Here is a 12,912-nt window from a genome sequence, read left to right as displayed (position 1 = left end):
AGCCGCCATTCTCGCTTAAATTACCCTATTGAGCAAATAAAACTTGAACAATAGGGTAATAATATTATGAAGCCTGGGAGGCCGAGTGAACCGTACTCTGGGCAAGGTCCAGCAACTCTCGCAACGCAACTGAATACATTGAAAACTCTGCATCTTCGGTAGCTTTGAATTCAGTGAGCATCTGACGCCATCGCGCCACAAGCTCATCATGCTGCTCCATCCATAAATCGACACGTTTATTTATGTCTTTCGGGGCATCATTCAACTTCAACAAACCGACAGTTAAAGCACGCTGCTGCCAGTCTAGATCTTCTCTGAAAGCTTCACGCGCTAGTGCTTGCCAGTGAGTTAAAGGCGTAAGTGCGTTAATTTGGTAGGAGAACCAAGTTAGCTCTAAGCGATTGCCCAGTAAGTAGTAAATTTTGGCAACCTGATCCAGAGAGCCATCACCCTCTTCCTGCGCCTCTATAATCCCAAGCGCAGAATACAAATGACTGGCCCCAGCGACAATACCTGCGAGCTTTTCCGGCACACCTTGCTCGACCAGGCTATCAAACTTATCTTGCCATAACTGGGCAGATGCGCCAGTCAGGTAACTTGGTAACGATTTAGCAATCTTGGCTATACCAGTTTTGAAACGGTCCATATTCTCAGTAACGTTTAATTCACTGCGACGATTTCTGATCAGCCAGCGACATGCTCTGCGCATTAAACTCATTAACTCAGCCATCATACTGTACTGGAGGTCACTGGAAATAAGGTAATCAAGATCCTCTATTTGCCCCCAAATATTTTCAAGGTCAAATACATCACGCGCGATAATATAAGCCAAAGCAACTGAAGAGGAGCTTGCACCTGTTGATTGCTTTAACCGCTCAACGAATGTAATCCCCATATGATTGACCATATCGTTAGCAACCTGCGTTGATATGATCTCTCTTCTTAAGCGATGATCATGAAGTTGAGCACCGTATTTCTTGACTATCTGTTGTGGGAAGGCGACCTCAATTTCATCACTCAAGTGGTCATCATCAGGAAGGTTCGAGTTAATAAGCTCTTCTTTAAGGTCACCTTTTACATAGGAGATAAGTACTGATAACTCGGGTCTTGTTAGCCCCATATCTAGAGACTTTCGCTCAGTGATATCGTCATCACAAGGCAGGAACTCAAGTTCACGATTCAGCTTTCCTGATGCTTCCATTGCATTGATCAGACGTCGATACTCTTCCATTCTTGGCATCGCATCTTTAAGCGCTATACTAATTGCTTGTGTTTGACGGTAGTTATTTTTTAAAACGAGATCAGACACGCTATCCGTCATGTCTGCTAACAGTTTATTTCTTTGCTTCTCAGTTAAGTCTCCATTCAGCAATATATCATTCAAGAGGATCTTTATATTCACTTCATGATCTGAGCAGTCTACGCCAGCCGCGTTATCGATAAAGTCTGTATTTAATTGCCCGCCACTCTGAGCATACTCAATACGAGAAAGCTGGGTCATACCCAAATTTCCGCCCTCACCGACTACTTTGGCTTTTAGCTCTTTACCGGTGATACGTAATACATCATTAGCCTTATCACCCACATCCGCGTGAGTTTCCTTGCTCGACATAATATAGGTGCCAATGCCGCCAAACCAAAGCAGGTCAACCTCTGCCTTTAGTATTCGATTTATCAAATCATTTGGAGCCAGGCGCGTTTCCTTTGTACCGATAAAGTCCTGCATTTGCTTCGAAAGTTCAATAGACTTAGAGGAACGTGAATAAATACCGCCACCTTCAGAAATCAGTTCTTTGTTATAGTCATCCCAGGTAGAGCCCTGCAGTTCAAACAAGCGCTTTCTCTCTGAAAAGCTTGTTGAAGGGTCCGGATCAGGATCAAAGAAAATGTGCATATGGTTAAATGCCGCTACTAGCTTGGTATGCTTGGATAGCAGCATGCCATTTCCGAAAACATCGCCTGCCATATCACCGATACCAATTGCAGTGAATGGCGTTGTTTGCGTATTAAGACCTAGCTCTCTGAAATGGCGCTGAACTGATACCCAAGCGCCTTTTGCAGTGATCCCCATTTTCTTGTGGTCGTAGCCGTGACTACCACCCGAAGCAAAGGCATCACCAAGCCAATGCCCCTTCTCCAAAGATATCTCATTCGCAATATCAGAGAAGGTTGCTGTGCCTTTATCCGCGGCAACTACGAGGTAATAATCGTCATCATCATGACATACGACTTCGGTCGGCTTAACCACTTCACCATTAACCAGGTTATCGGTTACATTAAGCATTCCGGTAATAAAGGTTTGGTAACACGCAATCCCTTCAGCGATGAAGCCTTTCCGGTCGCTTGGAAAATTCTTAGCAACGAAGCCGCCCTTCGCACCAACCGGAACGATAACAGCATTCTTAACTTGCTGAGCCTTAACCAAGCCTAAAACTTCAGTGCGATAATCTTCATAACGATCAGACCAACGCAAGCCACCACGAGCAACCTTCCCCCCACGCAAATGAACCCCTTCAACCCTGGGCGAATAAACAAATATCTCATACATTGGAACGGGCAAAGGAACGTTTGGAATTAAACGCGGCTGCAACTTATACGAAATATAACTTTTATCCGCACCACCGCTATCGTGCTGATAGAAGTTTGTACGCATCGTTGCTTTGATCAAATCAAGATATAAACGCAGAATCTTGTCTTCGGTCAGGTTATGTACATTGTTTAGCGCCTTGTAAAAGTTTTCTTCTATCTTATCTAGCAGCTTTAGATTCTTTGCAGATAAAGCGTTTGCACCGGGTTTAAAACGGTGTTCAAAATAGTCGCTAAGCAAGGCCGTGATTTCTACGTTTGACACCACCGTATTAGAAATAAACTCTTGAGAGTTGCTAACGCGAATCTGTTGCATATAACGGGAGTAAGATCGTAGCATCGCGATTTGACGCCAATTCATATAGGCACTGATTATTAACCTATTAAATCGGTCATTCTCTGCGTCTCCCTGCCACACTTTGATAAATAGCTCTTCGAAATTATCACGAATCTTCGAAATATCAATTGGCTTCTGATCGCTTGTCGTCAACATAAAATCATGTAACCACACCGTAGCTCCTTCACGATCAATACTTTCGTAAGGGTTCTCACCGATAACTCTCAGCCCCATATTTTCGAAGATAGGCATGACATCAGACAATGGGATCGGTTGATCAGCATGAAAAAGCTTAAAGTGAACGACTTTTTCATTTTCTTCTATCGTTCGATAAAAACTCATACCAATCGTATTTTCAGTTTTTACCTTTTCTATATTCTCGATATCGACCGCAGCTCTTCGAGGCGAAAACTCTTCTCGATAACTTGATGAAAAAGCGGATCTATAACGGTTGATATAAGTATTTGCTTTCTCTTCGCCGTAAGCATCAAACAAAGATTGCTCTAGATCGTCTTCCCAAGACTGAGCTACAGCAACAATTTTCTCTTCAATGTCAGCAACGTTAAACGCACTTCGGTCAAAATGTTCAACACGCAAGTTAATATGGGTTCGCGCAAGCACTGACTCAGATATAAATGTATTAAAGTCAGTATCAGCAGCACCTAAACTATCTTGTAAAATTCGCTGAATTTTAAGGCGAATATCCGTGCTATAGATTTCTCTTGGGACATAAGCCAAACATGAGACAAACTGGCTAAAAATATCCTCTCTTATAAATAGCCTTGTCTGCTTTCGCTCCTGTATATAAAGGGTTCCCATAATAACGTCGAGCAACTCATCCTTATCAATCTGGAACAGATCCTCCCGTGGAAAAACTATCAGAGACTGCAGAAGCTCCTTGCCCCGATAGTCCCGTATATTTAAACCCGAGTTTTCAGAAACGTAGCTGATTTTATTCCGCAACAAAGGAATGTTTGCAGGCGATTCAGAATACATTTTTGCGGTGTATAGGCCAATAAAACAACAGATACCGGCTAAATTGCCATCTTTATCAAAACGCTTTACACCAACACACTCTGGATAAACAGGTCGATGAACGGAGGACCGCTGAGAAGCCTTTGAGAAAAAGAACAAATTGCTACCGAAAATTTGTTGCTTAGAGGCTTTTGGCAACTTGTTCAGTTCTGACTTTTCGATAAAATCTACAAAGCGATGAACCAGCCCCAGGCCGCTTCCTTTAACGAGGTCGAAACTTTCACTTCTTCCCTCTTTCTTTAGGTCATAATCTACACAACCCAAGAAGATGAAGCGTTCATCCCCCATCCAGCGTAAAAACTCGCGCCCCTCTTCAATGTCTTCAGGCGCAATAGTTTTATAATTCTTTTCGGTTAGGTTTTCTATCAAGCTCTGTTTCTTGGTAAGCATATTTTCATAGTCGCCAACCATCGTTGAAACGTCTGACATCACTTCATTGATAGCCTTTAGCAAAGACTTCTGAGACGCTGAATCGCTATGCCGATCTATCTCGATAAATATAAGCGCTTCATCATTGCAGGTTGATTCTTTTGCGGCGGCACCACTTTTAAGGGATTCAATATCACCATTTTTTGCTCGTTCGCAACGGATATTTGCATACTGAATACTATGAATTTTGACCATGCGATTAGAAAGGATTAGCCTGATCGAATCGACAATAAACGGCATGTTTTCTTGAAGCACCACGAGTACAGTATGGGGTGACTGCCAATTATGGTCTTCAAGGTTCGGGTTAAAAACCTCAATTTTCGCCTTTGTACCTTTGTGCGATGAAGAAAACTTCCATGCCGACATAACAAGGCCGAGCATATCCGAGACTCTACGGTCTTCGAATTCCTCTATAAACGTGCTTGCGAAAAGCTGGTCGACAAACTGGGTAACCAACGCTCCCTGTTTGACACCTAACTTATCCTTAACAGAGTCTTTAATCTGGGAAATGAATTTTTTCTTACTTGTGGTATCAATAACCTTCATTATTATTTTCCGCCATTTCAATCAACAAAGCTCACAACTTACATTAGTTAAATGAATAATAGTTCATTGACAGGAAATTGCTTATTAATCATCTATCTATTAAGTTTAATCTTCGATTTTTTTAGAAATATTATCTAGGTTATTGCACTATGAGCGCACATGCAGCATTTGATCAATTAAATACAGCTCTCAGCAAACGAATTCTTGGCCAGGCACATTTGGTCGAGCGATTGCTAATTGCCCTTTTGGCAGATGGCCACTTACTAGTTGAAGGCGCGCCCGGGCTTGCAAAAACAAAGGCAATCAAAGAACTTTCCGATCGAATTGAAGGCAACTTTCAACGCATCCAGTTCACACCTGATCTACTCCCTTCCGATGTAACCGGCACAGAAATATATCGTGCCGAGAAAGGAGAGTTTGAATTTCAAAAAGGCCCAATATTTCATAATTTAATACTAGCTGACGAAATTAACCGTGCCCCCGCAAAAGTTCAATCTGCACTACTAGAAGCAATGGCCGAGCGACAAGTAAGCGTTGGCAAACAAACCTTCCCGCTTGATAGTTTATTCTTAGTAATGGCCACGCAAAACCCAATCGAACAAGAAGGCACCTACCCCCTGCCCGAAGCGCAGTTAGATCGTTTTTTAATGCACGTAAAGATCGACTACCCCAACCTTGAGTCCGAAAAGGAAATATTGCGACTAGCCAGAAGCGAGCACGATGACACGCCATTGAACGAAGAGGTATTAGAACTTGCTCAGTCTGAGATCTTCCAAGCCAGGAAAGAGATGTCTGCAATCCATATGAGCGAAGCTGTAGAGGAATATCTTGTCCACCTTACGATTGCGACGCGTCAACCTACACAATACGGTGAAGACCTGGGTCGCTGGATCGATTTCGGCGCCAGTCCACGCGCAACAATTTCCCTAGATCGCTGCGCACGTGCTTATGCATGGTTAAATGGCAAAGATTTCGTTAGCCCTGACGATATTCGCGCCGTACTTCACGACGTCTTTCGTCATCGCATTATCATCAGCTTTGAAGCTGAAGCAGACGGTATAACAGCCGATCATGTGATCAATGAACTAATTCACCGCGTTCCTGTAGCATAATCAATGCCTGTTACTAATTCAGACTCAATTCCCAACCTCGACCAGGGGCCTTATACTTCGGTGCAGGCGCTTGCGCGTTTACGTTGGCAGGCAAAAAATCTAAAACTCAGAAAAGCAAAAGCTATTTCGCGCCCCCAAAGCGGTTCACACCTATCCAAATTCCGCGGTCGAGGCATGGAGTTCGCAGAAGTTCGTGTATATCAGCCTGGTGACGACGTTCGGAGTATCGATTGGCGCGTTACAGCACGGCGCCAGACGCCTCACACTAAACTATTTAACGAAGAACGCGAACGCCCACTCCTAGTTATTTGTGATCAGAGTAAAAGCCAGTTTTTCGGTAGCAAACATAGCTTCAAGTCCGTTAGAGCTGCCGAAGCTGCTGCCTTGTTCGCATGGTCTGCACTCGACCACAATGACCGCGTTGGAGGCATAGTATTCTCTGACATTGCACATCACGAAGTAAAGCCAGCGCGTAGTCGCAAGTCAGTAATGCAATACATTAATTTTCTTAGTCAGTTTAACCAAGCCTTGAATATAGAAGATAGCAAAATTCCCCCTTCTTTCTCGCTTGATAAGGCACTAATAGAAGCGGTCAGACTTGCAAAGCCAGGTACGCTTATCGTTATCATCAGCGACTTTTTACACTTTAATCAGGAAACTGAAAAAGCACTTAAGGCCCTTAGTAGGCACAATGAGTTACTCTTCATTCGTAGCTATGACCCTCTAGAGGAAGAGCTTCCTCCACCAGGCTTACACCCTGTATCTGATGGCCAACAAACTCTGCTCATCAACTCAAACTCGGCACAAGTTCGATCCGACTACAGCGCCTGGGCGACTCAACACAAAAACCAGTTAGAAGAAATGAGCAAACGTTTTAAATCCTTATTAATAAATCTGTCTACACATCAGGAAACTAGCCACTGTCTCCAAGAAATTCTGCGCAATTACAGCAGATAGTGACTCAATAACACCATGAACCCATCATCGCCATTAGACCAACTAAAAGATATCCACCCTCCCGTGGATATCACCTGGTGGCCGCTAGCTTTTGGCTGGTGGGCTTTAATTGTTATTTCGGTCATCGCTATTGCGCTTGGTCTTACTTTTTTCATAAGACATAGACAACGGAATGCCTGGCGCAGGGTAGCCTTACTTGAACTTAAAGCAATAACCCACAACTCAAAAAGTTGGGATAACTTCGAGCTAGCTACCGAAATAAACATACTCCTAAAGCGATGCCTTGCCGGGAACTCAAGCTCTACTACACACCTTAGCGACACCGCTGACAAATGGGGCGATACTCTCAACACAACGCAAAACAAAGTAATACTGCCGAGCGACTTACTAGACATCCTCTGTCACGAGATTTACCAACGGAATTGCCCTCGTATAAATACCGAGCAATTGATGCTAATCGAAAAATGGATTCGAGGCCTACGTCATGCTTGATAATCTCTTAGAAGCACTTAACTTTGGGCTAGTTTGGCCTCTTGCGCTATTACTTTTGCCAATTCCTTTGCTCATCCCTCGGCGAGCAAATCAAAGCACCACAAACTATAGAGCGCCGCAGCTTCCACTCTATGAAACAGTAAAAGCACTGAAACTGTCACGTGCACCAGAAGGAAAAACCCATAGCAAACTAAGTAAATACCTACTGGCTTTTGCGTGGTGTTTTCTAATAGTTGCAGCCTCCAGGCCTACTTACTACGGAGAAAAAGTAAACCTCCCGCTAAGTGGAAGAGACTTGATGCTGGCAATCGATATATCACCAAGCATGAAAGAAACAGACCTTAAATTAGATGATGAGTTTGTATCTCGCTTGGACGTTGTCAAAAATGTTGTCTCTTCCTTCGTTACGCAAAGAAAAGGTGACCGCATCGGCTTAATACTGTTTGGCTCTGAGCCCTATATCCAATCGCCGCTTTCATTCGACACAAAAACGGTCAACACACTACTGCAAGAGGCTTACTTAGGTATGGCAGGTAAAGCAACGGCTATCGGCGATGCTATCGGTCTTGGTGTTAAACGCCTAAGGGAAAGACCGAAAGATAGCCGCGTTCTCATATTACTTAGCGACGGCGCGAATACCGCTGGCGAGATCCCCCCCGAAAAAGCTGCACAGTTAGCAGCTCAAGAAGACATCATTATTTATACGATTGGTATTGGTGCCGACGAGCTTTACCGACGAAGCTTTTTTGGCACTCAAAAGGTCAACCCCTCAGCTGATCTGGACGAAGACATGCTAAATGCAATTGCCGAAGTCACTGACGGCAAGTATTTTAGGGCCCGAAACACTGAAGAATTAAACGCGATATACCAGCTCATCAATGAGCTTGAACCAATCGAACAAGACAGCAGAAGCTATCGGCCCACTAAATCTTTGCTTGTATATTTCCTGTCAATAAGCCTGTGTTTTTATCTGGCCGCTTTAGTTGTGAGTTATGCATCTAGCTCACGCTTTACCACTTTCTTCTCTTCCCTAAGAGGAGGCAAGCAATAGTGAATCTAGATTTACTCGCCAATTTTCATTTTTTACGTCCATTTTGGCTAACTTGCTTGCTAGCACTGCCTTTTGTCTGGCTTATCCTGCGGCAGTTTAATCAACGAAGCGGAGATTGGAGCCGAAGCATCGACCCTGAGCTTTTGAAGCATTTAACTCCTGCATCCAGTGATAATGAATCAGGCAAAAAAAACTGGCCGCCAATTTTGTTGTTATTGCTAGCCATTATTGGGCTTTCTGGCCCGAGCTGGGAACAAAAACCTAGGCCCGTTGCACAACTACAAGACGATATGGTAGTCATTCTTGACCTATCCGTATCAATGCTTGCCACCGATGTAAAACCCAGCAGACTCGTTAGAGCAAAGCAGAAACTTCACGACCTGCTAGCACTGCGCACAGAAGGAAACACCTCACTTATCGTATTTTCTGGGGATAGTCATATCGTTACACCCTTAACAGATGACATAAATACAATCAAAGCCAGCCTTGAAGCACTTGACCCTTTTATTATGCCGGTTATCGGAAGCAGACCAGATAATGCCGTGAACCAAGCAATTGAGCTATTCAAACAAAACAACTCACGATCAGGTCGCGTTATCCTGATTGCAGACAGTAGCACGCAAGAGCAAAATGAACGTATTTCAGATGCCTTGAGTAGCAAGAATATCCATCTAGATGTTCTTGCAGTAGGTACCAAAGAAGGCGGGCCGATAGATATACCCGGAAAAGGATATTTTAAAAGCCAGGGCGAGATCGTCATCCCACAGACTCCTTTCAAACTATTGGACAGTCTTGCAGGGGTAAATCGCGGCAAGATGGTTAAAATGTCCCTAGATGATCACGACCTAGAGGCGCTTGATATCACGGGTGAACGACTGAGAAAAGCAAAAGCGAACAATACTGACAAGCAAGAAAGTTTTCGTACCTTTGATGCCTGGGAAGATGCCGGTTATTTGCTGTTATTCTTAATAATACCTTTTGCGCTTTTTGCGTATCGACAAAACACACTTCTAGCGCTGTTTATTTCGATATCGCTTATTTCTTTACCAGAAACCTCACACGCCCTTGAAGCAAGAGACTTGTTTAAGACCCAAGACCAGCAAGCTCAAGAGCTAATGAAGCAACAGTCCTACACTGAGGCTGCCGAGAAATTTGAATCCATAGAACATAAGGCAGCCGCTCATTATCGCGCTGGAAATTACGAGCAAGCTGCGAAGTTATACGAAACACTCCCCTCACAGGATGCTTTGTACAACTTGGGGAACAGTCTGGCAAGGAACCAAAAATTCCAGGAAGCACTCGATGCTTACGAGCAAGTATTGAAGCAAAACCCGGATCATCAAGACGCAAAATCAAACAAAGAACTAATAGAGAAACTTCAACAGGAAAACGAGCAGAAACAAAACAGTGACCAGGAGAACCAGGAGAACCAGGAGAACCAGGAGAACCAGGAGAACCAGGAGAACCAGGAGAACCAGGAGAACCAGGATCAGGGTAAGCCCGATAATTCTGAAAGCCAAGATGGTGGCAAACAACAAAACCGAGAAAAATCACAGGATCAACAGTCAGGTAGCTCAGAAGACGAAAAAGAGCAGTCTCAAGGTGAGCAAACTGAACAAACGACTGAAGAGCAGGATGCGCAAAAACGAGAAGCAAAACCAGAACAAGATGAAACAGACAGTAATGAAGAAAACCCTATTACATCTTCTTTGCAAGCGCTAAACGAAGAAGAAAAACAATCTTATGAGCAATGGATGCGCAGAGTGCCTGACGACCCATCAGGCCTTCTTCGCAGAAAATTCGAGCAACAATCTTATGACCGCCGACGCAAAGGCGGGTCAGCAGTAATAAATGAAGGTGAGCCAATATGGTGAACGATAAGCCAAAATTAAATAAAGGCTATCCACACAAACATCACAATATGCTTAGTAAGCTGCTTAGCTTACTAACACTTTGCCTACTTAGTCAGCTTAGCCTTGCCAACACATCCCTTAGTGCCAGTGTTGACAGGAATAAAGTATATCTCAATGAGAGCTTCAACCTTAAGCTTCAGGGGAATGTGGATATCGACTTTAGCCTGGGCGGTTTAATGAGCTTTGGGCGAAACCAGATTGAAGCGCCAACAATTAAAGGGCTTGAAGATAGCTTTGAGATCCTTGATCGCCAGCAGAATTATAGTATGCGCTCCATTAATGGCGATACAACAACCGAAGTTACATGGAACTATACGCTTAGCCCAAAGCAGGCCGGTACACTAACTATTCCTCAGGCAATACTACAAGGAGCCAAATCTGAAGCTATTGTTATAGAGGTTGTGGAGGGTAAAGCACCCATCGACGCGGACAACCCTCCCCCTGTTTTTATTGAAGTTGAAACAGACAAATCAGATGTTTACGTTCAGGAACAAATCCAATATACCGTTCGCTTATTTTCCTTAGGAAGGCTTAGTAGCGGAAATTTAAGTGAGCCCGCCACAAGCAATGCCATCATTGAACCTTTTGGCGAGGAAAATAAATACTATCGTATGGCTTATAACCAACGCTATGAGGTCATTGAACGAAAGTACCTAATCTATCCTCAAAAAAGTGGTGCTCTCTATATCGATGGTTTAGCCTTCAACGGTGTGCTTATCGACAGCTATCAACGTAGACGCATACGTGTCTCGGAAATATCGGATGCTGTTCAAGTGAATATAGCACAGCCGAACCCCAATTTTACTGGTCAACACTGGTTACCAGCAAAGAGCCTGCATTTAAGTGAAAAATGGCAAGATGAGCAGCTCGAACTATCAATCGGTGATGCATTTACGCATGAAATCACCACCTCTGCTTTAGGTTTACTTGGGTCAGCCCTTCCCCCAATACCCGCGGTATCAAATGAACGGGTTAAGTCATACCCCGATAAACCGTCTGTTGAATCACAAGCTCACGAAGGCGGCTCATATGCCATACGAAAGGACGCAACAACATATATTGCCATCAAACAAGGCGAAATTACGCTACCGGAAATACGCATACCTTGGTGGGATACAGTCAACGATGTTGAGCGTATTGCTACACTCCCGGAGCGAACAATCATCATCAAACCGGGCGCTGTAAACCAAACTCAAAAGAATGAGCAGCCCTCCAGCATCGACTTAACTGATGATGGAAAAGCAACACCCAACCAAGAGTCCGAGATAGAAAGCACAGCTAAAAATACAGAGCCTAAGCACAATGAGAGCAATCAGCATGCCTTGCTAGCGATAATCGCACTACTCGCCTTTGGTTGGCTTCTAACGAGTTTGTTCCTACTTCTACGACTGAAGCAAGTAAAGCAAGACTTAAATAAACTAATCTCGATACAAGCTCCCGACTCTACTACTTCAGAACTCAGCTACAAACAATTAATTGAAGCAATTAGAAAGGGGTCGAGTGACATACCGAAGCTTGTACTAGCTTGGATCGAGAGCCAGCGAAAACAAAACACCGTTAAGTCAGCCCCCATTACCTTGCGTTCGCTGAAAGCTTTAGATGAGTCGCTTGCTGCCGAACTATTAGCATTCGAGAACGATCGTTACAGTAAAAATGCAACTCAGACCTATGACCAGCAAGCCTTACTTGAAGCATTAAAAAAATACACTAAAACAGCACCCGGCCTGAAAGGCAAAGACAATGCTTCTTTGCCACCGTTCTACCCGCAGTAGCACAGCCAGACAAACTTAGCCCAGAAAGCCAGCTATCGATGCTGCTCACGGCAGGCGCCAGGCGTTTGCCCTGTCCACTTTTTGAAGGCGCGATTGAATGCTGCTGCTTCTGAAAAGCCGAGCTGCAAAGCAACGTCATTAATACTCAGGTTTGCCTTGGCCAGCAACACCAAAGCCTGATCCCGACGAATACTGTCTTTTATTTCTTTAAATGAACTACCCTCATCTTTAAGGCGTCGCCGAGCGGTGTGGGTAGTTAAATGTAACTCACTGGCTACAAGATCAAAGCTAAGATTCTCGATCTCCAAGCTGCCACCCATACGACTCAATAGAATTCTTTTTATCTGCGCAGTAACACTGTCATCTGAACGAAATTGTTTTAGTAGCGATGCCGGCGCATTTTTCAAAAATGGCGCTAAGGTACTATCATTCTGAACAACCGGTAGATCTAAATACTTGCTGTTGAACACAACCCGGTTTTGCCCCTGAGAGAAAGCAACTCGGCAAGGAAACATTAACTTGTACTCTTCATGGAATAGAGGCCTTGCGAAAGTAAACTCAATTCGCTCAAGTAGTATCGGCCTTTCAATCAACCAACACGACAGACGAATCCAGATTATATAGAGCGAAGTAATTAGAAATACCTCATCAAAGCCCAAGTCATTCGAAAACTTGATTTCCA

General features: G+C 44.0%; 8 protein-coding genes. 6 read left to right on the top strand and 2 right to left on the bottom strand.

Going from position 1 to position 12,912, the window contains the following annotated elements:
* Positions 1 to 64: 64 nt before the first annotated feature.
* Positions 65 to 4,933: an NAD-glutamate dehydrogenase gene (locus A3729_RS29635; protein ID WP_068634567.1), complete on the bottom strand. Its 4,869-nt coding sequence runs from the start codon at positions 4,931 to 4,933 to the stop codon at positions 65 to 67.
* 149 nt (positions 4,934 to 5,082) lie between these two features.
* Here A3729_RS29635 and A3729_RS29630 point away from each other — a divergent pair, with 149 nt between their 5' ends.
* Genes A3729_RS29630 through A3729_RS29605 form a run of 6 tightly spaced genes read left to right on the top strand, consistent with a single transcriptional unit; the run spans position 5,083 to position 12,230 of the window.
* Positions 5,083 to 6,045, top strand: coding sequence for a MoxR family ATPase (locus tag A3729_RS29630; RefSeq protein WP_068506438.1), 963 nt, complete (start codon positions 5,083 to 5,085; stop codon positions 6,043 to 6,045).
* 3 nt (positions 6,046 to 6,048) lie between these two features.
* On the top strand, positions 6,049 to 7,002 hold the full coding sequence (locus tag A3729_RS29625; RefSeq protein WP_068506436.1) for a DUF58 domain-containing protein: 954 nt from the start codon (positions 6,049 to 6,051) through the stop codon (positions 7,000 to 7,002).
* 15 nt (positions 7,003 to 7,017) lie between these two features.
* Positions 7,018 to 7,494 (top strand): DUF4381 domain-containing protein, encoded by a 477-nt coding sequence (locus A3729_RS29620; protein ID WP_068634566.1) that lies wholly within the window; start codon positions 7,018 to 7,020, stop codon positions 7,492 to 7,494.
* Complete coding sequence (locus A3729_RS29615; protein WP_068634565.1) at positions 7,487 to 8,545, top strand: VWA domain-containing protein; 1,059 nt, start codon at positions 7,487 to 7,489, stop codon at positions 8,543 to 8,545. Before A3729_RS29620 ends, A3729_RS29615 begins: the two co-directional genes overlap by 8 nt.
* Complete coding sequence (locus A3729_RS33670) at positions 8,545 to 10,419, top strand: VWA domain-containing protein (RefSeq protein WP_068634564.1); 1,875 nt, start codon at positions 8,545 to 8,547, stop codon at positions 10,417 to 10,419. Before A3729_RS29615 ends, A3729_RS33670 begins: the two co-directional genes overlap by 1 nt.
* Complete coding sequence (locus tag A3729_RS29605) at positions 10,413 to 12,230, top strand: BatD family protein (RefSeq protein WP_068506424.1); 1,818 nt, start codon at positions 10,413 to 10,415, stop codon at positions 12,228 to 12,230. Before A3729_RS33670 ends, A3729_RS29605 begins: the two co-directional genes overlap by 7 nt.
* A 32-nt stretch (positions 12,231 to 12,262) precedes the next feature.
* Here the strand turns inward: A3729_RS29605 and A3729_RS29600 are convergent.
* Positions 12,263 to 12,912 (bottom strand): AraC family transcriptional regulator (locus A3729_RS29600; RefSeq protein WP_156498231.1); only part of this gene is annotated, 650 nt, incomplete at its 5' end.

The organism is Oleiphilus sp. HI0043, from assembly GCF_001634935.1.
Note: the sequence above shows the minus strand (reverse complement) of the source record. Positions and strands in the feature narration are given on the sequence as shown.

What these genes read in the sequence shown, in the direction of transcription:
- A3729_RS29605 (WP_068506424.1), top strand. Translation starts at nt 10,413, where the DNA reads ATGGTGAACGATAAGCCAAAATTAAATAAAGGCTATCCACACAAACAT.
- A3729_RS29635 (WP_068634567.1), bottom strand. Translation starts at nt 4,933, where the DNA reads ATGAAGGTTATTGATACCACAAGTAAGAAAAAATTCATTTCCCAGATT.
- A3729_RS29615 (WP_068634565.1), top strand. Translation starts at nt 7,487, where the DNA reads ATGCTTGATAATCTCTTAGAAGCACTTAACTTTGGGCTAGTTTGGCCT.
- A3729_RS29630 (WP_068506438.1), top strand. Translation starts at nt 5,083, where the DNA reads ATGAGCGCACATGCAGCATTTGATCAATTAAATACAGCTCTCAGCAAA.
- A3729_RS29620 (WP_068634566.1), top strand. Translation starts at nt 7,018, where the DNA reads ATGAACCCATCATCGCCATTAGACCAACTAAAAGATATCCACCCTCCC.
- A3729_RS29625 (WP_068506436.1), top strand. Translation starts at nt 6,049, where the DNA reads ATGCCTGTTACTAATTCAGACTCAATTCCCAACCTCGACCAGGGGCCT.